Here is a 23478-nt window from a genome sequence, read left to right as displayed (position 1 = left end):
TGAAATGAAAAAGAATGGAGAATACCAATGCAGATATATAATAACGAAGCACAGAAACAGTATTCCTACATGGAAGAAATGAAAGAGTGGGTGAAGGTACAGGAGGAACGCCTTGGAAGGCCTCTTACCTGTCATATCACCACCTTTGGCTGCCAGATGAATGAGAAAGATTCAGAAAAACTTCTGGGAGTGTTGGAGACCATCGGTTACCGGCAGACAGATACAGAATATGCGGACCTGGTGCTCTTTAATACGTGTACCGTGAGGGAGAATGCAAATACGAAACTTTACGGTCACCTGGGTCATGTAAAGAAAGCAAAAGAACAGAATCCTGAAATGATCATCGGCCTCTGCGGCTGTATGATGCAGGAAGAACAGGTCGTGGAAAAGATCAGGAAAAGCTATCCGTTTGTGGATCTTATATTCGGGACCCACAACATTTTTAAGCTGGCGGAGCTCCTGAAAGCAAGAGCAGATTCCGGAGGAATGATCGTGGATATCTGGAAGGACACGGATCAGATCGTCGAGGACCTCCCGAGCGACCGGAAGTTTTCTTTTAAATGCGGCGTCAATATCATGTTTGGGTGCAATAACTTCTGCAGTTACTGTATCGTCCCCTATGTGCGGGGCCGGGAGCGCAGCCGGAAGCCGGAGGACATCATAAGGGAGATTGAAGGCCTGGTACAGGAAGGAGTCCGGGAAGTGATGCTGCTCGGGCAAAATGTAAATTCCTACGGGAAAAATCTCGATGAGCCGGTGAGCTTTGCGCAGCTTTTACACAAGATTGAACAGATCGAAGGGCTTGCCCGCATCCGGTTTATGACGCCTCATCCCAAAGATCTCTCTGATGAACTGATCGAAGTGATGGCTTCTTCGAAGAAGATATGCCGTCACATGCATCTGCCGGTACAGTCCGGAAGCAGCAGAATCTTAAAGAAAATGAACCGGCATTACACAAAGGAAAGCTATCTTGCGCTGGCGGAGAAGATCAAAGAGAAAATTCCGGGGATCGCGATGACCACAGACATTATTGTAGGATTTCCCGGGGAGACGGAAGAAGACTTTGAAGAGACACTGGATGTGGTAAGGAAAGTGAAGTTTGACAGTGCTTATACGTTTGTCTATTCCAAGAGGACGGGGACACCGGCGGCCGCCATGGAAGATCAGGTGGAGCCGGAGGTGGTGAAAAAAAGGTTCAGCCGGCTTCTTGAGGTGATCAAAGAAAGCTCCAAGGACAACAGGAAGGACGGAATCGGGAAAGAGGAGGAGGTCCTTGTAGAAGAGAAAAATACCCACGAGGACGGCATGGTCACCGGCCGGCTTTCCAACAACATCTTAGTACATTTTAAAGGGGACGAGAGCCTCATCGGACAGCTCGTCCGGGTAAAGATTACCGAAGAAAAAGGCTTTTATTATATGGGAGAACAGGTAAATGGCTAAATTAACTCCAATGATGGAACAATATATGGCGATCAAAGAACAGAATCAGGACTGCATTTTGTTTTACAGGCTGGGAGATTTTTATGAGATGTTCTTTGACGATGCACTGACGGCTTCCAGGGAACTGGAGATCACACTGACCGGAAAAAACTGCGGCATGGAAGAACGGGCCCCCATGTGCGGAGTCCCGTTCCATGCGGTGGATTCCTATCTCAATAAACTGGTGGAGAAGGGATATAAAGTTGCGATCTGTGAGCAGGTGGAGGACCCGAAACAGACGAAAGGGATCGTAAAGAGAGAGGTCATCAGGATCGTGACTCCGGGAACAAATATTTCCCAGCAGAGTCTGGAAGACGAGAAAAACAATTATCTCATGTGTATTTTCTGCAGCGACGACAGTTTCGGACTGTCTGTGGTGGATGTGACCACGGGAGATTTTCGTACCACATCCATGGATGAACTCCACAAAGTTGTGGATGAGATCTTTAAGTTCGCCCCTGCCGAGATCATATGCAATGACGCATTTATGATCAGCGGTGTGGACATAGAATTTATAAAAGATAAGCTGGGCGTCTCTATTTCCAATATTGACCATTATTATTTTGACGAAGAACAGGGGGAGGTCGCCATCAAATCCCAGTTCCATGTGGGTAATTTAAACGGTCTGGGCCTTTCAGACCATCCTATGGGAAAGATTGCCACAGGAGCGCTTCTTTTATATCTGCATGAGACTCAGAAAAATGCGTTAAATCATCTGATGTCCGTATCTCCGTATGAGACGAGTGAATATATGATCATCGACAGTTCCAGCCGGAGGAATCTGGAACTGTGCGAGACGCTGAGGGACAAAAAGAAGAAAGGTTCCCTTCTGGGCGTGCTGGATAAGACGAAAACGGCCATGGGAGCCAGGCTTCTGCGTAGTATGATCGAGCAGCCTCTGATCGACCGTGTAAAGATCGAGGAGAGGTATGATGCGCTGACGTCACTTACCAAACAGGCCATTGCCCGGGAAGAGATCAGGGAATACCTGAATCCGGTCTATGATCTGGAGCGTCTGATGACAAAGGTCAGCTATCAAACAATAAATCCAAGAGATATGATCGCCCTGAAAGTATCACTCCAGTGGCTTCCGCCGATTAAGACGATTCTTGAAGAATGCGGTGACAGCCTGCTGTCCGGCCTCAGGGAAGATTTGGATACGCTGGAGGACGTGGCAGGACTTTTGGAGGATGCCATACTGGAGGAGCCTCCGATCGCAGTCAAAGAAGGGGGCATTATCAAGGATGGTTTTTCTGAACAGATCGATCAGTTAAAGCGCGCCAAGACAGACGGCAAACAGTGGCTGATGCAGCTGGAAGAACGGGAGAGGCGCGCTACCGGAATCAAAACCCTGAAGGTCAAATTCAATAAGGTGTTCGGATATTATCTGGATGTGACCAATTCCTACAAAGACAAGGTGCCGGAACATTACATAAGGAAACAGACGCTCACCAACTCTGAGAGATATACAACGGAGGAGCTGAACAAGCTGGCAGACACGATTCTCGGGGCTGAGGACAGGCTGTGTGCGCTGGAATATGAGACCTTTGCGTCTATCAGGGAAACTCTGGCAGGAGAAATGGAGCGGATCAAGAAAACCGCGGGAGTCATCGCATATCTGGACGTACTCTGCTCCCTTGCCTGTGTGGCAGAACAGAACGGTTATGTGAGACCGAAACTGAACACAAAGGGCCTGATCGATATCAAAGAGGGCCGGCATCCTGTGGTAGAGCAGATGATGTCCAATGATATGTTTATTTCCAATGACACGTATCTGGACAGTAAACGGCACCGGGTTTCCATCATCACTGGGCCCAATATGGCAGGTAAATCGACTTACATGAGACAGTCGGCGCTGATCGTTCTCATGGCCCAGATAGGCTCCTTTGTGCCGGCCCAAAAAGCCAACATCGGCATTGTGGACAGGATCTTTACCCGGGTGGGCGCCTCTGACGATCTTGCCAGCGGACAGAGTACCTTTATGGTGGAGATGAGCGAGGTGGCGAATATTTTAAGGAATGCCACCAAGGACAGCCTGCTGATTTTGGATGAGATCGGCCGGGGCACCAGCACTTATGACGGTCTGAGCATTGCATGGGCCGTGGTGGAGTACATCAGCAATCCTAAGCTTTTAGGTGCCAAGACTCTGTTTGCCACCCATTACCATGAACTCACGGAGCTGGAGGGCAAAATCGGCAGTGTCAATAACTACTGCATCGCCGTAAAAGAACAGGGTGACAACATTGTATTTTTAAGAAAGATTGTGAAAGGCGGAGCAGATAAAAGCTACGGCATTCAGGTCGCCAAACTTGCAGGAGTGCCGGATATGGTCATTCAGAGGGCAAAAGAGATCGTGTCGGAGTTAAGCGACAGTGATATTGTTTCCCAGGCACAGAAAATTCAGGTGAGCAGTGAGCCCCAGCAGCTTTCCCTGTTTGCAAATGACAGTGAGCCGATGATGGAGCACCCGTTTATGGCGGAGATTCGGAAAAAGGATCTGTCTTCCATGACACCGCTGGAAGCGTTAAACTATTTGTATATTCTGCAGAACAGGCTTAGAGAAGAGGAATAGTTATGGCAGAAATTCAGTTATTGGATCAGAAGACAATCGACAATATTGCGGCCGGGGAAGTGATCGAGAGGCCGGCTTCCGTGGTCAAGGAGCTGGTGGAAAATGCGATCGATGCAAAAGCCACAGCGGTTACCGTTGAGATCAGAGACGGCGGCATGACTCTTATGAGGGTGACGGACAACGGGTGCGGTATTCCGAAAGAGGAAGTGAGGACCGCATTTCTGCGCCACGCGACGAGCAAGATACGCACCGTGGAGGACCTGGTATCCGTCTCATCCCTGGGATTCCGCGGAGAGGCACTCTCAAGCATCAGCGCGGTCGGACAGGTGGAAGTCATCACCAAAACCGCGGGGGCTTTTTCCGGAGTTTCTTATAAGATTTTTGGCGGAGAAGAACAGGGACTTGATGAGATCGGCGCTCCGGACGGGACGACATTTCTTGTGCGCAATCTGTTTTACAATACGCCGGCCAGACGGAAATTTCTGAAAAGTCCGGTGACCGAGGCGGGATACGTAGAACAGATTATGGTGCATATGGCATTGAGCCACCCGGATATTGCGTTTAAATTTATTCATAACAGCAAGAATAAGATGTATACGTCGGGAAATGGAAATGTAAAAGATATTATTTACCATTTATATGGCAGAGATGTGGCGGGAGCTCTCCTGCCGATTTCGTTAAAGGGACCGACGGTCAGTGTGGACGGGTATGTGGGAAAACCATTTATCTCCCGCGGGAACCGGAATTATGAGAGTTATTTTATTAACGGCAGGTATATTAAGAGCAAAATTATCTATAAAGCCATTGAGGATGGGTATAAAACGTTCACCATGGCCCACAAGTATCCGTTCGTATGCCTGAACATAGAAGTGGAGCCGGAACTTCTGGACGTCAATGTACATCCGACAAAGATGGAGATCCGTTTCCGCAACGAAAAAGAACTGTATGAGCTTTTGGCGTCGGGCATTAAGGAGACGCTGTCTCACAGAGAGATGATACCGAAAGCAGAGCTCGGAAAGCAGAAGAAAGAAGCAAAGCCTGTGCTTCCGGAAAAAATGCCGGAGCCCTTTGAACAGGTGAGAAGAGAAGAGCGTCACGAGGAGAAAGCAGCAGAATATACTGCTCCCGAAATTCCGGCCGGACCACAGGGGACTCTGAAGAAATATGCTGTGAAACCAGAGGCAAAGAAGTCTGTTTTTGCCGGAGTCAATTATAGAAACGATGACGGGAAAGAAGATTTACAGCAGATGACACTCAATGAAACCTCTCTTCTGGATGAGGAGGCAAAGCCGGACCGGAAAGTGATTGGACAGCTTTTTAAGACTTACTGGCTGATCGAGTACGAAGACCAGCTGTTTATCATGGACCAGCATGCGGCACATGAGAAAGTGAATTATGAAAAGCTCATGAAGAGCTTCAGAGAAAAAAAGATTTACAGCCAGGGAGTGGAGCCGCCCTACGTGGTAACGCTGTCTATGGCAGAGGCAAAAGTGCTCGAAGAGACAAAAGACATCTTTCAGGAACTCGGATTTACGATCGAGGCGTTCGGAGGCAATGAGTTCTGTATCCGGCAGGTGCCCGCAAATTTATACGGCCTGAAAGAGAAAGAACTGTTTATGGAGCTTTTGGACTCTCTCACCGCGGATGGGGTGAAAAAAGATCCGGAGATGATCACGGATAAGATCGCTTCCATGGCATGCAAAATGTCGGCGAAAGGAAACCAGAGAATGTCTCTTCCGGAGGTGAGAAATCTTTTAGACCTCCTGATGGAATGTGAAAATCCGTATACATGTCCCCATGGGCGGCCGACGATGATCAAGATGAGCAAGTATGAAATAGAGAAAAAATTCAAGAGAATAATATGAGTTTTTTATCACTATTGTTGGTTTTCAGGGAAAGGATGGGATTATGAACGATAAAGATTTGCTGGCTCTGGCGAAACGGGCCCGGGAGTTTGCTTATGCGCCCTATTCCGGGTTTTTGGTTGGCGCGGCTCTTTTGTGTAAGGACGGGACCGTCTTTACCGGGTGTAATGTGGAGAATGCCTCTTACGGCGCGGCGATTTGTGCGGAGCGCAATGCCGTGAGTACAGCCGTGGCTGCGGGATACAGGGAGTTTGAATCCATCGCCATTGCGGCAGAGGGAGACGGATGTGTTTATCCGTGCGGCATTTGTCTGCAGGTGCTGAACGAATTTTCGAAGGATCTGCGGGTGATCTGTCAGGACGGAGATGACTTCCGGAGTTTCCCGCTGAAAGAACTTCTGCCGAAAGGATTTGACAGCCTATGAAGCCGATGATCATATTGACCGGGCCCACGGCAGCGGGGAAGACAGAGCTGTCCATCAAACTGGCAGAGGCAGTCGGCGGAGAGATCATTTCCGCCGATTCCATGCAGGTCTACAAAAAAATGAACATTGGGACTGCAAAGATCATGCCGGAGGAGATGGATGGAATCCCTCATTATCTGGTAGATGAATTGGAACCGGATGAGGAGTTTCATGTAGTCCGGTTTCAGCAGATGGCGAAACGGGCGGCAGAGAAGATTTATGAAAAAGGGAAGATTCCAATCGTCGTCGGCGGAACCGGTTTTTATATTCAGGCTCTTTTATATGATATAGATTTTTCAGAAGAGGATGCAGACCGGGGATACAGAGACAGACTGAAGAAGCTGGCAGAGGAAAAAGGAAATGGATATCTCCACCGGATGCTTGCGGAAGTTGACCCGGAATCCGCACAGGCTGTCCATGAAAATAACATAAAAAGGGTGATCCGGGCATTGGAGTTTTACGAAAAGACGGGAACCAAGATTTCCATGCACAATGAACAGGAGAGAACCAAGGAATCCCGTTATAATTTTGTCTATTTTGTCCTGACTCATGAGCGGAAGATTCTGTATGACAGAATCAACCAGCGGGTTGACCGGATGATAGAGGCAGGGCTGATCGATGAGGTCAGACAGCTTGCCTGTGAGGGATATACAAAAGACATGGTATCCATGCAGGGGATCGGTTATAAAGAAGTTTTTGATTATCTGGAGGGGAAACAGGACCTTGCAGAGACCGCAGAGCGCATCAAAAAAGATACGAGGCACTTTGCAAAGCGGCAGCTCACGTGGTTTCGTCGGGAAAAGGAAGTTACGATGATCAACAGGCAGGATTACCGAATGGAAGATGAAATTCTGGCATTTATGCTGGAAAAAATCAGAGAGAAAGGCATATGGGATGGATCAGTTAAAAGAATACTATAAAGAACTAGGTGTGTCCGGAGAAGTATATGACTATGCAAAGAACATTGAGTCATCGCTTTCCGAGAGATTTGCAGAATTTGATGCAGTGGCAGAATTTAATCAGCTTAAAGTGCTGAAGGCTATGAAGAAGAACCGCATTTCAGAGGCACATCTCGGAGGAACCACGGGATACGGATATGATGATATCGGGAGAGAGGCGATCGAGGGAGTTTACGCGGATATCTTTCAAACTGAGGATGCTCTGGTACGCCCGCAGATTACCTGCGGCACCCACGCTTTAGGACTGGCACTGAGCGCAAATTTAAGACCGGGCGATGAAGTCATGTCTCCGGTCGGAAAGCCTTATGACACATTGGAAGAAGTGATCGGCATACGGCCTTCCAAAGGCTCTCTGGCTGAGTATGGAATCACCTATGCCCAGGCGGACCTGAAGCAGGACGGCTCTTTTGACTATGATGCCATAAAAAAAGCCATAAACGAAAGGACGAAACTGGTCACGATCCAGAGGTCCAAAGGCTATGCCACCCGGCCGACACTTTCTGTCGGGAGGATCGGGGAACTGATCTCATTCGTAAAGGATATAAAGCCGTCAGTCATTGTCATGGTGGACAACTGCTATGGAGAATTTGTCGAGGAGACAGAGCCGTCCCAGGCAGGAGCAGACTTAGTCGTTGGCTCGCTCATCAAAAATCCGGGAGGAGGGCTGGCACCGATCGGAGGTTATATCTGCGGAAAGAAGGAGTTGATCGAGCAGTGTGCATACAGACTGACGACACCCGGACTCGGAAAAGAAGTTGGGGCATCTCTGGGAGTCAACCGCCAGTTCCTGCAGGGATTGTTTCTCGCGCCCACAGTGGTGAACAGCGCCCTGAAAGGAGCCGTATTTGCGGCCAACCTGTATGAAAGTCTCGGGTTTAAAGTGGTCCCTGACGGAAAGGAGAGCCGTCACGACATCATTCAGGCGGTAGAGTTCAATGACCCTGAAAAGCTGAAAGCTTTCTGTCAGGGAATCCAGGCGGCTTCTCCGGTGGACAGCTATGTAACTCCGGAGCCGTGGGATATGCCGGGCTATGACAGCCAGGTCATTATGGCAGCAGGGGCATTTGTCTCAGGCTCCTCCATCGAACTCAGTGCAGACGGCCCGATGAAGCCTCCGTATGCAGCCTATTTCCAGGGGGGACTTACCTATCCCCATGCCAAGTACGGGATTACAATGTCTCTTCAGCGGATGGCGGAAAAAGGGCTTGTGCGGCTGTGATGTCGGATGCCGGTTTTTTGTGTCGGGGGAATAAGAAAAACTTAAGGAAACCGTCATAGTTCCTGGGTATACAAGAAAAAGATCTTATGGTAAGATTTATTAATGAGAAATGTTTTTTTGCGTATTCCTTTGAGGAAAGGAATCTATGGAAAAGAGACATTACACAATCAAAGAGCTTCCGGAGTCTGAGCGCCCTTATGAAAAATGCGAGCGGCTGGGACCGGAGGCGCTGACAGATGCGGAGCTTTTAGCTGCCGTTTTAAGAAGCGGTGCGAAGGACAAAAGAGCCACGGCTCTGGCTGTGGAGATCTTAGGCCTGCATCCATATTATGAGGGGCTTCTGGGTATCTGTCATGTTACAATGAATGAACTGATGAGGATCAGAGGCATCGGCAGGGTAAAGGCAGTACAGATTCTTTGTATTGCAGAGCTTTCCATGAGGCTGTCCTCTCAGAAAGTACATAAGAAGATCAGTTTTCATACTCCAAAGTCCATTGCGGATTATTATATGGAAAAAATGCGTCACTTGAACAGGGAAGAAATGATTTTAATTCTTTTTAATGGGAAGAATAAAGTCATCAAAGAACTGAAGGTATCCGTAGGTACGGTCAATCAGACAGTGGCGTCACCCAGGGAAGTATTCCTGGAAGCATTGAAGTATGAAGCGGTCTATTTAATTTTGCTGCACAATCACCCTTCCGGGGACCCCACTCCCAGCAGGCAGGATGTATCTGTCACGAAACGGATAAAAGAAGCAGGAGAACTGCTCGGCATTTATCTGTCCGACCATATCATCATCGGAGACCGTTCTTACGTAAGTTTTAAAGAACAACAATTACTATAGCCCGATGGGCGGTATGGAATGGAGTGCTTATGAAGAAGGGACTGATTGGAATCGAGCTGGGCTCAAAGAATCTGAGAATCTATTCGAAAGAAAAAGACCAGATTCTAAGGCTTAAAAATGTCATTGCCCTGACAGAAGATTCGGAGACAGCAGCGGTAGGAAACGAAGCGTTTTCAATGTATGAGAAAGAGCCGCATCAGATACAGATCATTACACCGATGGTCCACGGGGTGATCGGCGATTATACGAATATGCGCAGGCTTCTTGCCCAGATCCTCAGACGTTATCTGAGGAAGTTAAAAAAATATGAATTTTACATGGCTGTGCCGTCAGACATCACCGGTGTGGAACGCAGAGCATTTTATGATTTGATGCTTGAGTCATTCCGGTCGGTAAAAGAGGTCAGGCTATGTCCAAAACCGATGGCGGATGCAGTTGGACTGGGCATTGATGTAGGGGCTCCCTGCGGCAACATGGTGATCAATATGGGAGCCGATACGACCGAGATCTCTGTAATCTCCCTCGGGGGCATCGTGAGAAGCCGCCTGGTAAAGCAGGGAGGCAGTCAGATCGACCAGTGGATGATCTCAAAGCTAAAGAGAAACCACAATATTGAGATCGGGATGAAGAGCGCGGAGCGGTTAAAGCTTTTGTATGCCAGAAGGGAAAAAGAAGGGAAACCTGCCTATGTAAAAGGCAGAGACCTTGTCAGCGGGCTGCCAAAGAAGATCCAGGTTCCGGGAGATCTGGCTGAAGAAAAGGTAAGAAGTTATGTCAACGACATTATTATCGAAGCCAAAGCCATGCTGGAAGTGATTCCTCCGGAACTGGCATCGGATATCATGGTGGAGGGCATTTATCTGTCAGGGGGAAGTTCCTCCTTTCAAAAGATTCCGGAGTGGATGGAGGATGCCATCGGCATTCATATCCGCACCGGGGAACAGCCGGAGGAGAGTGTTGTCCGCGGCTTGAAGACGATGATGAACAAAGATTACAAATACCAGTGAGGAAAGTGAAATGAAATTTCAGAAGAAAAATATGCGTTCGAGGCATTACCTGTTCATTTTTGCAGGGGTGTGCTTTTTGTTAATCGGGATCAGTGTTTTTGCAGGGGGTGTGCTGTCTCCGGTCAAAGCATTGGCCACAGGAATTTTAAGTCCTATGCAGAAAGGGATTAATTCCATCGGGAACGGTATTTTTTCCTGGAATGAAAATATAAAAACCAAAGAACAGCTGAAAGAAGATAACAAAGTCCTTCAGGAGAAGATCGATTCCCTGAAGATGCAGAACCGGATTCTGTCTCAGGATCAGGTAGAGCTTGAGCGGCTTCAGGATCTTTTGAAGCTCAAAGCAAAATATAAAAAATACAGTACGGTCGGGGCCAGAGTCATCAGCAAGGGTTCCGGCAACTGGTTTGAAATCTTTGCCATCGACAAAGGCAGCAAAGACGGCATTAAGAAAAACATGAATGTGATTGCAGACAATGGGCTGGTAGGCATCGTATACGATGTGTCTGATCATTATGCAAAGGTGCGGACGATCATCAATGATACCAGCATGGTCAGCGCCATGTTTTTGAAGACAAAGGATTCCTGCATCGTCAGGGGAAGTCTGAGCACGATGTCTGACGGCTACCTGGAAGTCGTATATATTGATAAGAACGCAAAGGTCAAAGAAGGCGATGAGCTGGTGACCTCATATTTGAGTTCTAAATTTGTGGAAGGAATCTCCATTGGTAAAGTATCCGATATCAAGCTGGATTCCACAAAGCTTACAAAGACCGCAAAGGTCACACCGATCGTGGATTTCAAGCACTTAAAGGAAGTCCTTGTGATCACGGACCTGAAAGAAAATGTTAATCTGGATGAAAAGACAAAAGAATAGGCAGGTGGGATGATGAGACTGAAACGGACTTTATTTTATATTCTATCTGTAATCTTTTGTTTCCTTCTGCAGACATCGGTGTTTCAGTTTTTAAAGCTTGCCGATGTCATGCCGAACGTTCTGCTGATCCTGACGGTGACCCTGGGACTGATCAGGGGAAAGAAAGCAGGGATTGGCATCGGATTTTCCTGCGGTCTGCTGATCGATATATTTTTCGGTGACGTTCTCGGGCAGTATGCCCTTCTTTATCTGCTCATCGGCTATATCAACGGATGTTTCAACTCTTTTTTTTATGAAGACGACGTCCTTCTGCCGTTCGGGCTTTTAGTCATCAATACCCTGGCTTACAGCTTTGCAATCTTTTTCTTTTTCTTTGCACTGAGAGGAAGATTTGCATTTTTCAGTTACTTAAAAGATATTATGATACCGGAAGCGGTCTATACGGGGCTGATCGCGCTGCCTCTGTATAAACTTCTTCTGTTCATCGACGTACGCATCAGTGATTCAGAAAAAAGGAGCATGTTCTAGTGTTTAGAAAGTTACAAAACCGGGTTGAAAAATTATTGGCAAACAGGCTTCTGGCAATGGCTGTTTTATTTGCAGTTCTCTTTCTTGTACTGGTCTGCCGGCTGTTTGTCATTCAGATCGTTCAGGGGCAGTCACATAAAGAAGACTTCACCTACAAAGTAGAAAAGACCGTCAAGACTTCCGGTACGAGAGGAAATATTTATGACTGCAACGGAAAACTTCTGGCATATAACAAAATGGTTTATACGGTCAATTTTCAGAATGACAATAAGTTTAAAACACTGGCTCAGGAAAATAAGACTTCTGAGAACTATGAAAAAAATAAGGTGATTTATGAAGTGATCAAGATCCTGGAAAAAAATAAAGATTCCTTCAAGAGCGATATTCCGATCGAGATCACAGGAAACGGCACATTCCGCTTTACGGAGAAAGGCTCCAGACTGGAACGGTTCAAGAGGGAAGCATTCGGCATCGGGACAGATACGAAGGGTCTTTCCAAGGAACGTTTAAAGCTCCGTCAGCAGCAGCTGAATGCCAGTGCGGAGGAAGTGTTTGAATACTTAAGAAACGGGACTATGGGAAGTCCCGGGGTCGGGAAAATGTTTGACATCGATGAGAAGTATTCAGACAAAGATGCTTTAAAGATCATGTCTGTCCGATACAGCGCCTACTTAAGCCGCTATTCTCAGTATATGAAGGTGACCTTTGCCACGGAGGTGAGCAGCAGGAGCATCGCGGAGATCGAAGAACGCTCCAATGAGCTTACCGGCATCGACGTGAGCACCAAGTCCATCCGGGTTTATAAAAACAGTGAAGCCATGTCTCATGTGATCGGTTATACCGGTACCATCAATACCGAGGAGCTTGATGACTATAATAAAGGAAAAAAGGAAAGCGACAAAGATTATTATGCGATGGACGATGCGGTCGGAAAGGCAGGCATTGAAAAAGAGCTGGAGTCTTATCTGCACGGCAGCAGCGGCAGCCAGAGCATGATCGTTAACAATATAGGAAAGATCGTAAAAACGACTAAGACAGAAAAGGCAGGAACGGGAAATAACGTAGTCCTGTCGATCGACAGCGATCTTCAGGAATATGCATATAACTTGCTGGAGAGAAGAATCACAGGCATCGTTCTGTCCAAACTCACCACCTCTGATTCCAAGGGTGACAGAAGCAATATAAGAATTCCGATTAAAGATGTCTACTATTCACTGATTGGAAACAGTATTGTAGATATCACGGACCTGAACGGAGAGCGTGCAAACTCTTACGAAAAGAGCATGTATAAAAAGATTCAGAGCCTCAAAAAGGACAGTATTAAAATGATTCGGAAGAATCTTACGGTCAGTACAAAGGCTTACAAAGACGAGAGTGAGGAAAAGCAGAATTATGCTGACTATGTGTATAAGATGCTTTCCAGGAAAAAAGTTCTCTTAACCGGCTCTATTGACACGAAGGACAAGACATATCTCAGATGGAAAGATGAAAAGATCGGCCTGGGTGAGTTCCTCAAATATGCCATCAATAAAGAATGGATCGATATTTCCATGCTGGATCTGCCGTCCAAATACAGTGATACAGAACAGATCTTTGACGCGCTTGTGTCCTATGTGGAAGAACAGCTTGAAAAGGATGATGAATTTGATCTGACGGTTTGCGAACAGAAGATCGGAACCGGTGAACTCAGCGGAAGGTCTGTTTGTCTGCTTTTGTACGAGCAGGGGGTACTGAATAAGAAAAAAGACGCAGGGACCTATCAGAGCCTGAAGAGCGGTTCCCTGGATGCCTACTCCTTTATACGCCAGAAGCTTTCAAAAAGAGAGATCACACCGGCCCAGCTCGGACTGGATCCATGTTCCGGCTCCATTGTGATCACAGATCCCGACACGGGAAAAGTGAAAGCCATGGTCAGCTATCCGGGATATGACAGCAATAAGCTGTCCAACGGAATCGACAACGACTACTACCGGCAGCTGGCCAATTCCACGGCGACGCCTCTTTACAATCAGGTGCTGAACCACAGAACGGCTCCGGGGTCCACTTTCAAGCCTTTGTCTGCGATCACCGCCCTGAATGAGGGAACAATTTCCACTGGCACTCAGATACAGTGTACCGGCGTGTTTGACAAGATCAGTCCTGCGGCCCACTGCTGGATTTATCCCAACGGAAAGCACGGCTACAATAATGTGGCCGGGGCATTAGAAGTCTCTTGTAATTGCTTCTTTTATGAGGTAGGATATGACTTAGGCATGACAGGGTCATCATACAGCAGCAAGAAAGGCCTGGAGGCTTTGAAAAAATATGCGACCAAGGTAGGACTGAATAAAAAGTCCGGCATAGAGCTGAGCGAGATGGCTCCGCATATTTCAGATGAGACCTCTGTGCGTTCTGCCATCGGACAGGGAACAAACAGCTTCACGCCGAGCCAGATTTCCAACTACGTGACGACGCTGTCAAATAAGGGAACTGTCTACGACCTGAGTATCTTAGATAAAGTTACCACATCGGGCGGAAAGACAGTGAAAAAATACGGTGTCAAGAAGAAGAGCAAACTCACGCTGAATGATGACTCTTACTGGGATGCGGTCTGGTCCGGCATGCGCAGGGTTGTTTCCGGAAAGAAAGGCGCTGTGACCAGTATATTTAAAGGGCTCAATGTGAAAGTGGCGGGCAAGACAGGAACCGCCCAGGAAGATAAGAAACGGCCAAATCATGCGCTGTTCATATCTTTCGGTCCCTATGAGGATCCTGAGATCACGGTCACCGCGGTCATCCCTTACGGATATACGTCATCCAATGCGGCAGCCGCGGCGAAGGATGTCTATAAGTATTATTTTGCAAATGATAAAGAGAAGGCGAAATTAAGGAAGGACAAGAAAGTAATTTCTGCGGCCGGTTCAGTATCCGATTAAGAGAGGTGAATATATATGAAAGAACCAGTATTGTTAAAGGGTAACAATTTTGGTTTGACGATTGTCCTGGATGACAAGATAGAATTTGAAGAACTGCTTACCATTATTGCGAAAAAGTTTGTGGAGGCCGCAAAGTTCTTCAACACCAAGACCCAGGTTGTGTTAAAGATCGAAGGAAGGGTGTTGAGTGTGGAGGAAACCGAACGGGTTCTGGAGACAATCTCAGAAAACAGTTCCCTTTCTATTGCTTATGTAATGGAAGGGGACCAGGTTTTGGAAACGAAATTTAAAAAGGTGATCGAAGAACGGTCAATCAGGCTGAAAGAGTCCCAGAACGAATCCCGGTTAAAAAGCGGAGGAGTCTCCTTCGGACAATTTTATCAGGGGACTTTGAGATCCGGACAGAGTCTGGAATCCGATGCCAGTGTGGTAGTCATCGGGGATGTGAATCCCGGAGCCACCGTGAAGGCAAAAGGCAATATCGTCGTACTGGGATGTGTAAAAGGCTATGTGTTTGCAGGAGTGGACGGGAATGACAAAGCTTTCATCGCTGCCCTGGAGATGAAGCCGATGCAGATTCGGATCGGCAGTTATATTGCGAGATCATCCGATCAGGAATCTGCAAAGAAGCGGCTGTTTGGAAAAAAAGCAAAGCAGGGTGACGAGGAAGCCAAGATTGCATTTGTAGAGGATGAAAATATTTACATAGAACCTATATCAAAATCACTTCTGAATGAAATTACAGCTTAAAACAATGGAGGAAGAAAACAATGAGTGAAGTAATCGTAATCACATCAGGAAAAGGCGGCGTTGGGAAAACAACCACGACGGCCAACGTAGGAACCGGTCTGGCAAAAGAAGGGAAAAAGGTTGTACTGATCGACACGGACATCGGACTCAGGAATCTGGATGTGGTCATGGGGCTGGAAAACAGGATTGTCTATAATCTTGTCGATGTGGTAGAGGGAAACTGCAGGATCAAACAGGCGATGATCAAGGACAAAAAATATCCTGATCTTTATCTTCTGCCTTCTGCACAGACAAGGGATAAATCTTCTGTGAGTCCAGAGCAGATGAAAAAAGTTGTGGATGAGCTGAAAGAAGAGTTTGACTATATCCTTCTGGACTGCCCCGCAGGGATTGAACAGGGATTCCAGAATGCCATCGCAGGAGCCGACCGTGCACTGATCGTGACGACCCCGGAGGTATCTGCGATCCGTGATGCAGACCGGATTATAGGGCTTTTGGAGGCAAATGAGATACATAAGATCGACCTGGTCATCAACAGGATCCGTATGGATATGGTAAAAAGAGGGGACATGCTTTCCAAGGATGATGTGCTGGATATCCTGGCTATTGAGCTGATCGGAGTTGTGCCGGATGATGAGAACATTGTCGTCTCCACAAACCAGGGAGAACCTCTTGTGGGCAGTGACAGTATAGCAGGAAAGGCTTATACAAATATCTGTAAGAGAGTTATGGGACAAGAAGTACCGTTTTTGGATTTGGATACCAAATCATTCTTCGAGAAACTTGCCGGTATCTTCAAAAAATAGGGAAGGGGTAGAAGAATGGGTTTGTTTGACAGCTTTTTTAAAAAGAAAAATTCGGCGGATGAAGCCAAAGACCGGTTAAAGCTCCTGCTTGTTTCTGACCGTTCCAATTGCTCTCCGGAAACGATGGAACTGATTAAAAATGACATTATCAAAGTGATTTCAAAATATATGGAGATCGATGCCCAGGGACTGGACATCCAGATCACCCAAAACGACGAGGAACACACAGGACCGGCTCTGTTTGCGAATATCCCGATCCGGGAAATGAAAAAGAAAAAATAGACATGGAGTGATAAAATGCTTAGAAACTACCGACTGCAAAACTACAATATAAAGCTGGTTCTCAATGTATTGGTGCTGGCCACATTAGGAATTATTTTTATCCACAGCGCAAATCCGTCTTTTGTGATGAAACAGGGCTTGGGTCTGATCCTTTGTTTTGCGGTCATGGCAGTAGTTTCACTGATCGATTATCAGACGTGGCTTCGGAGTTCCAATCTGCTCTATATCATCAATCTTTTGCTGCTGATCGGCGTTAAGCTGTTCGGAAAAGACGTAAACGGGGCAAAACGCTGGTTTTCACTGGGCCCCCTGGGTACGCTTCAGCCGTCAGAACTCAGCAAGATCGTGATGATCATAGTCATCGCAGATTTCGTAGTCCGCCATGAGGATGATCTGAACGAACCGAAAGTATTGGGCAAACTTGCGCTTTTATGTGCACCGCCGCTGTATCTGATTTTAAAACAGCCCAATCTGTCCACGACACTGGATATCGTTTTTATCATTCTTGCCATCGTCTTTGTGGGAGGATTAAGCTCAAAGCTGATCCTTAGAGTTTTGATCATAGGGATTCCCCTCTTTGCAGTGTTTATATGGTATGTCCAGACACCGGGACAGATTCTTTTAGAGTCTCATCAGGTAGCACGGATTATGTCCTTTTTAAACCCGGCAGCCTATGCGGATTCTACGGCACTCCAGACAGCCAATTCTGTCATGGCCATCGGGTCCGGCGGTTTGTTCGGGAAGGGATTTGGGTCGAATACGATCTCGGATGTCTCCGCCAGCGATGTAAATCTGGTTTCAGAACGCCAGACAGACTTTATATTTTCTGTGGTGGGAGAAGAGTTCGGATTTTTAGGATGTCTTGTTGTGATCGGACTCCTGGTTCTTTTAGTAGCCCAGTGCCTGAATGTGGCCCGGAAAGCCGATAATGGAGCAGCCAAAATGGTAGCTGTGGGCGTGTCTGCCTATATGGGATTCCAGTCTTTTATCAACATTGGAGTCGCCACGGGAACTCTGCCCAATACAGGACTTCCGCTGCCGTTTATCAGCTATGGCCTGAGTTCACTCTTGTCGGCATCCATTGCCATCGGCCTGCTGCTGAATATCTATCTTCAACGCAAAAAATATTAGGAGGAACCTTTATGAATGTAGGATTAGTTGCGCACGATGCGAAAAAAATGCTGATGCAGAACCTCTGCATTGCTTATCAGGATATTTTGAGGCGGCATACGCTGTACGCCACAGCCACCACGGGAAAGGTGATCGAGGAAGTGACAAACTTAACGATTCACAAGCTTCAGGTGGGACATTTCGGCGGCATGCATCAGATCGGAGCGCTGATCGAAAACAATGAAATGGATCTTCTGATCTTTCTGCAGGATCCGGACAACAAGCAGAGGACACAGGGCTTCTATGACGTACTGAACCTTTGTGACAAACATAACATCCCATGTGCCACCAATCTGCCGACGGCAGAGGCTCTGATCATGGCCCTGGACCGGGGGGATCTGGACTGGAGAGAGATGTATACTCAATAGGCTGTCACATGGCAGTCTTTCTTTTCATTTCTCAGGGCATTTACTTGAAATCAGGAGGACAGAATGAAAAAACGAATTTTATGTATATGTTTGACGGCAGTACTGCTCATTTCTCTGACCGGGTGCAGCGCGGCGGATACACTGACGCAGCTTTCCGTCACTTATGAAAAACATCTGGAGAAGAATCAGGATGAGCTTAGGACGGAGACTCTGGGGGATAACTGGAAGTCGAAAGGAGCCTATGTAGGCGTTATATCCAGGGAGGATGCCGATACAGAGCAGTATTCCGGAGTGAAAGAAGCGCTGCTCGTCAACAATACGACAAATCAGGTGGTCGCTGCGCAGAAGGTATTTGACAAGGCCTACCCTGCGAGTATTACAAAAATCATGACGGCCCTTCTGGTGTTGGAAAACTGCAGGCTCGACGATGTTGTAACCATTGATAAAGATATCACCTTCGATGACCCGGCAGCGGTGAGCCTGCATCTGAAAAAAGGTGACAAGATTACAGTAGAAGCACTTTTAAACGGACTGATCGTCATGTCGGCCAATGATACTGCCATCGCTCTCGGAAGAAAGGTTGCATGCAGTGACAAAAAGTTTGTGGCAATGATGAATAAACGGGCCCGTGAACTTGGAGCTACCAATACAAATTTTGAGAATCCAAACGGCCTGCATTTGAAGAATCATTATACGACTGCGTATGACCTGTACCTGATCTTCCAGGAACTGGTGAAACATAATGAATTTTTATCCATTGCAGGAAAGGCGAGCAGTTATATAGAATATACAAACCAAAAAAACAAACTCCAGGCATTTGATATGGCAGCGACCAATCAGTACCTGCTGGGCAATTATAATCTTCCTCACAAAGTATTTATGCTGGGAGGAAAGACGGGGACGACAACAGAAGCAGGTTCCTGTCTGATCATTCTCACAAAAAACGAGGAGGGTGAAGAATTCATCTCTGTCATTTTAAAAGCTTCCAGCAAACAAACTCTATATCACACGATGACAGAAGTATTGAAAAAGGAAAATTAAGAAGATGGAACTCTACAACACTTACTCGGCACATTTGAAAAAGAGATTTGGGGAGAAAGTATATAAGCTCCCGGTCAATCTTCCTGTGACCTGTCCGAACCGGATGGAAGGCAGAGGCTGCAGTTTCTGTGCCGGAGTCGGGACCGGCTTTGAAGCCATGTCTGAAACAGTGCCTGTAAAGGATCAGCTGAACAGGACAAAAGCTTATATCGGCAAACGGTATGGGGCAAAAAAGTTTTTAGCCTATTTTCAGAATTACACGAATACATTTCTGCCTCTTGGGGAATTTCGTAACTATGTGCTAGAAGCACTGGAGGAAGAAGATATTGTGGGAATTTCAATATCCACAAGACCTGACTGTATCCGAAAAGATTATCTGGAGTTTTTAAATGAGATACAACAGGAGCGGGGAGCCGCCGTGACCATAGAATTTGGACTTCAGACGGTCAATTACCATACATTGAAGAAAATGAACAGGGGCCATACTCTGGCAGAGTATTTAAATGCGGTTCTCCTAACGGCCCCCTTCGGGTTTGAGATCTGTACCCATGTCATTCTAAATCTGCCCGGAGACACAGTAGAAGATGCAGTGGAGACAGCCAGGGTGATTTCTGCCCTGCCCGTGTCTGTGGTCAAGGCCCATTCTCTTTATATTCCGAAGAACTCCGTATTGTATGAAGAATACAGGGATGGTAAAATATCATTATGCACAAAAGAAGAATATATCAACCGGCTGGCAGAGTTTGTGGCAGAACTTAGAAAAGATATTGTCATCGAGAGGCTTTTCAGCAGAGTACCCGAGGAAGATGCCGTATTTTCAAACTGGGGAGTCAGCTGGTGGAAATTAAAGGATCTGTTTGAGGAAACGATGAAACAAAAAGGATATGTCCAGGGATGCAGATGTAATTATTTAGACGGGGCAGCTTTGAGGCGCTGGAGGATATAGATGGCTAGAAAAAAATCGAGATGGAATATAGGGACTATTGTTTTTCTTGTCCTGCTGATCTATGTTCTGATCAATGTATTGATCTTCGTAGGCAAGGAAAAGCTGACGGTTTATAAAGTGACAGAGGATAAAATTTCATCGACATATTCCCTCACCGGAATCGCCCTCAGGAACGAGAAACTCTTGAAGGCCGAAGATGACGGTTATATTACTTATTATACGGAAGAGGGAAAAAGGGTCAAAAAGTCCGGCATGCTTTATGTTTTGGACAAGAACGGAAAGGTCCAGAAAGAGTTTGCCAATCAGGTGGAAGAAATGAAGGGAAGAGGAGATATCCAGGAGAATACCAGGATCAAAAGCCGGCTTTCCGAGTTTAAATCTATCTACTCCGACAAAGATTTTGAAGATGTCTATGACTTGAAATATGATCTGAAAAATGCTGTGCTGGGCATCAATGAAAAATCTCTGAAGAAGGTCATGGAACAGGTCAAAGAACAGGTCGGGGATGCGTCGTTTTCTACCAGAAGGAGCAGTATCAGCGGCATTGCAAGCTTCTATTCGGACTCCTTCGACGGCAGGGAGGCAGGCCAGATAAAAGCGAGTGATTTTGAGAGAGAAAATTACAGGGTTACAAAACTGAATTCTACAGACAAAGTGAAAAAAGGGGACACCGTATGCAGGGTGACGAAGAGTGAAAAATGGACACTGGCGGTCCTTCTTGATAAGGAGCAGTATACCAGCCTAAAAGGCAGAAAGACTGTAACCGTGAAATTTGTGGATGATCAGATGAAAGCAGAGGCCGGCGTTGAGACCGAAAAAAAAGAAGACGGCTATTTTGCCTATCTGTCTCTGGATCAATATCTGATCCGCTACATCGGAGAACGGTATGTAGATATCGATCTGCTCCTGGATACGTATCAGGGACTTAAAATTCCGGATTCTGCGATCGTCTCAAAACAGTTTTATCAGGTTCCGGTCAAGTATATTACAAAAGGTAATAACGGAGCCGGCGAGGGGTTCAGTGTCAGAACCACGTCCAAGGACGGAAATGTCAAGGTGGAACAAAAAGAATTTAAGATTTATAAAAAGACAAAGAATTACTGTTATCTTGATCCGGAAGAGGTGGAGGAAGGCACTACCTTTGAGGCAATGGATGCCGGTGACCGCTTTACGGTAGGAGAAAAGAAGAGACTGAAAGGAGTCTACTGCACGAATCAGGGCTATGCTGATTTCCGTCCGGTACAGGTTATTGTAAATAAAGACGGCTATACCATAGTAGAGACAGATACGTTAAACGGCATGCGGCTGTATGATTTTGTCGTTCTCGACAGCAAAGCGATCAAAGAAAACCAAATCATATATTAAAGTTAGGAAGTGTGTGATATGTTAATCGACCAGTACAAATTAGTGAAAGAAAATGTAAAGGCTGCCTGTGAAAAGGCGGGGAGAGATCCAAAAGAGGTGACTGTGATCGCGGTCAGCAAGACAAAACCTCTGTCTATGATCGAGGAGCTGATGGACTGCGGGGTCATGGATTTCGGGGAAAACAAGGTCCAGGAAATCATGAAGAAATATGAGGAGATCAAGTCTCCGGTGCGCTGGCATATGATCGGCCATTTTCAGACAAATAAAGTAAAATATATAGTGGATAAGGTGGCGCTGGTCCACTCTGTGGATTCTGTAAAGCTGGCACGGCAGATCAGCAAAGAAGCCCTAAAGCATAAGATTCAGGTGCCGGTGCTGATCCAGGTGAACCTGGCAAGGGAAGAGACAAAATCCGGCTTTATGGAAGAAGAGCTCTTCGGTGCGCTGGAAGAAATTTCTAGGCTTCCGGGGGTTTTGGTGCAGGGACTCATGCAGATCGCACCATTCGTGGAAAATCCAGAAAATAACCGGGTATATTTCAGAAGGATGCGGCAATTATTTGTTGACATCAAAGAGAAAAACTTTGATAATATAGCTATGAACATCCTTTCCATGGGTATGACGAATGATTATCAGGTTGCGGTGGAAGAAGGCTCTACCATGGTGCGGGTAGGAACAGGTATTTTTGGGGAAAGAGACTACAACAAATAGTGGAGGATAAAGAGCATGGGTGCAGTGGATAAGCTGTTGAATTTTATGAAGCTTACGGAAGATGAAGAATATGATGAGTACGACGAATACGAAGAGGAGGAAGAAGAACCGGATACAGAACGGCGCTCATTCTTCCGGAAAAAAGATACGGTCAGAGAAGAGTCAAATGTGATTGAACCGATCACATACACAAGCAGAGAGACGAAAGATCCAAAACCCCGCCGCTTCGGCTCCGGGAAAGTGGTATCCATGAACGGTCACGGTGTAGAAGTTTACGTGATTAAGCCACAGGATTTTGCAGAGGCCCAGACGGCGGCAGATCTTCTGAAAGAAGGCAAGACAGTTGTCATCAATCTGGAAGGAGTTGAACTCACGGTTGCCCAGAGAAGCATCGACTTTGTGGGCGGAGCGACCTATGCGATTGACGGCTCCCTTCAGGCTGTTTCCAACAATATTTTTATTGCGGCACCGGACAGCATCGAGGTCAATGGAGATTTGAGAAGTGAGATTATGAATGAAAATATTATCTCACCTCAGTTAAAATAAGCCATGGACGAGCAGCTGTTTAAAAAGCGACTGGAAGAATTGGCTCAGACTGCATTTATGAATTCAGTGTATACCCATACACCGTTTCTGTCGGAGAGGGAACAGAGCCTCTTTCATGAGATGAGACAGGAACTTTCTTTTGCAGACGCATCACTTTATGGCGGCCATGAAGATTATGACCGCTGTATTGTTGTGTTCGGCTCAAAAGAGATGTTTGGATATGAAGGTGAGATTCCATTGGCATGTGCCAAAATCTCGCCTCTTTTTAAGAAGTTTGCAGAAACGCTCACCCACAGGGATTACCTCGGTGCTCTCATGAATCTGGGGATCGAGAGAAACCAGATCGGCGATATTTTAATTTCGGACGGGGAGGCTTATGTTTTCTGTTTCAGACATATGGCTGGATTCCTGTGCCGGGAACTTACAAAGGTCAGGAATACACAGGTGGAAACCGTCGGTGTAGATTTTAAGGAAATTCATTACCGGCAGGAATATAGTACAAAAGATGGATTTGTGTCTTCACCAAGGCTGGATGCTCTTGTGGGGCTGGCTTTCGGGCTCTCGAGGAGCAAGGCTCTTTCTTTATTTCAGAGTCAGAAAGTATTCATCCGCGGGAAAATGGAGACAAGGAACAGTTACCAGGCAAAACCAGAAGACGTTATATCTGTCCGGGGATTCGGCAAATTCCGGTTTCAGGAACTGGGAAGAGAGACGAAGAAGGGCAGGTTTCACGTAAAGCTGCAAATTTATAAATAGGAGGATGCA

General features: G+C 46.6%; 22 protein-coding genes. All 22 read left to right on the top strand.

Translation table 11 applies throughout. The features are described from left to right. Positions 1–27 precede the first annotated feature (27 nt). The 22 genes from miaB to DWV34_RS03360 all read left to right on the top strand — a co-directional run bounded on the left by miaB (position 28) and on the right by DWV34_RS03360 (position 23469). Complete coding sequence (gene miaB, locus DWV34_RS03465; RefSeq protein ID WP_118475493.1) at positions 28–1440, top strand: tRNA (N6-isopentenyl adenosine(37)-C2)-methylthiotransferase MiaB; 1413 nt, start codon at positions 28–30, stop codon at positions 1438–1440. After that, positions 1433–4051 carry a DNA mismatch repair protein MutS gene (gene mutS / locus DWV34_RS03460; protein WP_118475491.1) on the top strand — a complete coding sequence of 873 codons (2619 nt, stop codon included), beginning with the start codon at positions 1433–1435 and terminating at the stop codon, positions 4049–4051. The genes miaB and mutS overlap by 8 nt, the downstream gene beginning before the upstream one ends. 2 nt (positions 4052–4053) lie before the next feature. Further along, positions 4054–5916, top strand: a complete 1863-nt coding sequence (gene mutL / locus DWV34_RS03455) for a DNA mismatch repair endonuclease MutL (RefSeq protein ID WP_009290500.1) — start codon at positions 4054–4056, stop codon at positions 5914–5916. Between the two features lie 43 nt (positions 5917–5959). Then, positions 5960–6340 (top strand): cytidine deaminase, encoded by a 381-nt coding sequence (gene cdd, locus DWV34_RS03450; RefSeq protein WP_009290501.1) that lies wholly within the window; start codon positions 5960–5962, stop codon positions 6338–6340. Beyond that, a complete protein-coding gene (gene miaA, locus DWV34_RS03445) occupies positions 6337–7299 on the top strand; it encodes a tRNA (adenosine(37)-N6)-dimethylallyltransferase MiaA (RefSeq protein WP_006565831.1) in 963 nt (320 codons plus the stop codon). The genes cdd and miaA overlap by 4 nt, the downstream gene beginning before the upstream one ends. Beyond that, positions 7274–8557: a methionine gamma-lyase family protein gene (locus tag DWV34_RS03440; protein WP_006565830.1), complete on the top strand. Its 1284-nt coding sequence runs from the start codon at positions 7274–7276 to the stop codon at positions 8555–8557. Before miaA ends, DWV34_RS03440 begins: the two co-directional genes overlap by 26 nt. Before the next feature lie 145 nt (positions 8558–8702). Next, a complete protein-coding gene (radC, locus tag DWV34_RS03435) occupies positions 8703–9401 on the top strand; it encodes a RadC family protein (RefSeq protein ID WP_006565829.1) in 699 nt (232 codons plus the stop codon). A 29-nt stretch (positions 9402–9430) separates the two neighbouring features. Continuing rightward, complete coding sequence (locus tag DWV34_RS03430) at positions 9431–10408, top strand: rod shape-determining protein (protein ID WP_118475489.1); 978 nt, start codon at positions 9431–9433, stop codon at positions 10406–10408. A 10-nt stretch (positions 10409–10418) separates the two neighbouring features. Next, positions 10419–11285, top strand: coding sequence for a rod shape-determining protein MreC (gene mreC / locus DWV34_RS03425; protein WP_006565827.1), 867 nt, complete (start codon positions 10419–10421; stop codon positions 11283–11285). Between the two features lie 9 nt (positions 11286–11294). After that, positions 11295–11813: a rod shape-determining protein MreD gene (gene mreD / locus DWV34_RS03420; RefSeq protein WP_006565826.1), complete on the top strand. Its 519-nt coding sequence runs from the start codon at positions 11295–11297 to the stop codon at positions 11811–11813. Then, positions 11813–14728: a penicillin-binding transpeptidase domain-containing protein gene (locus DWV34_RS03415; protein WP_118475487.1), complete on the top strand. Its 2916-nt coding sequence runs from the start codon at positions 11813–11815 to the stop codon at positions 14726–14728. The genes mreD and DWV34_RS03415 overlap by 1 nt, the downstream gene beginning before the upstream one ends. 15 nt (positions 14729–14743) lie before the next feature. Continuing rightward, entirely contained in the window at positions 14744–15478 is a 735-nt protein-coding gene (gene minC / locus DWV34_RS03410) for a septum site-determining protein MinC (protein WP_006565824.1), read from the top strand. A 20-nt stretch (positions 15479–15498) separates the two neighbouring features. Then, positions 15499–16284, top strand: a complete 786-nt coding sequence (gene minD / locus DWV34_RS03405; RefSeq protein ID WP_006565823.1) for a septum site-determining protein MinD — start codon at positions 15499–15501, stop codon at positions 16282–16284. 15 nt (positions 16285–16299) lie between these two features. Beyond that, positions 16300–16566 carry a cell division topological specificity factor MinE gene (gene minE, locus DWV34_RS03400; protein WP_006565822.1) on the top strand — a complete coding sequence of 89 codons (267 nt, stop codon included), beginning with the start codon at positions 16300–16302 and terminating at the stop codon, positions 16564–16566. 15 nt (positions 16567–16581) lie between these two features. After that, positions 16582–17697 carry an FtsW/RodA/SpoVE family cell cycle protein gene (locus tag DWV34_RS03395; RefSeq protein WP_006565821.1) on the top strand — a complete coding sequence of 372 codons (1116 nt, stop codon included), beginning with the start codon at positions 16582–16584 and terminating at the stop codon, positions 17695–17697. 11 nt (positions 17698–17708) lie between these two features. Continuing rightward, complete coding sequence (locus DWV34_RS03390) at positions 17709–18104, top strand: methylglyoxal synthase (protein WP_006565820.1); 396 nt, start codon at positions 17709–17711, stop codon at positions 18102–18104. 63 nt (positions 18105–18167) lie between these two features. Next, positions 18168–19145, top strand: a complete 978-nt coding sequence (locus tag DWV34_RS03385; RefSeq protein WP_199485878.1) for a D-alanyl-D-alanine carboxypeptidase family protein — start codon at positions 18168–18170, stop codon at positions 19143–19145. Between the two features lie 4 nt (positions 19146–19149). Continuing rightward, entirely contained in the window at positions 19150–20091 is a 942-nt protein-coding gene (locus DWV34_RS03380) for a TIGR01212 family radical SAM protein (RefSeq protein WP_118475485.1), read from the top strand. Next, entirely contained in the window at positions 20092–21456 is a 1365-nt protein-coding gene (locus tag DWV34_RS03375; protein WP_118475483.1) for an HlyD family efflux transporter periplasmic adaptor subunit, read from the top strand. It abuts the gene before it with no gap. Between the two features lie 18 nt (positions 21457–21474). Continuing rightward, entirely contained in the window at positions 21475–22167 is a 693-nt protein-coding gene (locus tag DWV34_RS03370) for a YggS family pyridoxal phosphate-dependent enzyme (RefSeq protein ID WP_006565816.1), read from the top strand. 15 nt (positions 22168–22182) lie between these two features. Continuing rightward, complete coding sequence (locus DWV34_RS03365; RefSeq protein ID WP_006565815.1) at positions 22183–22713, top strand: cell division protein SepF; 531 nt, start codon at positions 22183–22185, stop codon at positions 22711–22713. Between the two features lie 3 nt (positions 22714–22716). Next, positions 22717–23469 (top strand): YlmH family RNA-binding protein, encoded by a 753-nt coding sequence (locus DWV34_RS03360; RefSeq protein WP_009290518.1) that lies wholly within the window; start codon positions 22717–22719, stop codon positions 23467–23469. Positions 23470–23478: the final 9 nt, after the last annotated feature.

The sequence above is a fragment of the Anaerostipes sp. AF04-45 genome, assembly GCF_003461725.1.
Classification (GTDB): domain Bacteria; phylum Bacillota; class Clostridia; order Lachnospirales; family Lachnospiraceae; genus Anaerostipes; species Anaerostipes caccae.
Note: the sequence above shows the minus strand (reverse complement) of the source record. Positions and strands in the feature narration are given on the sequence as shown.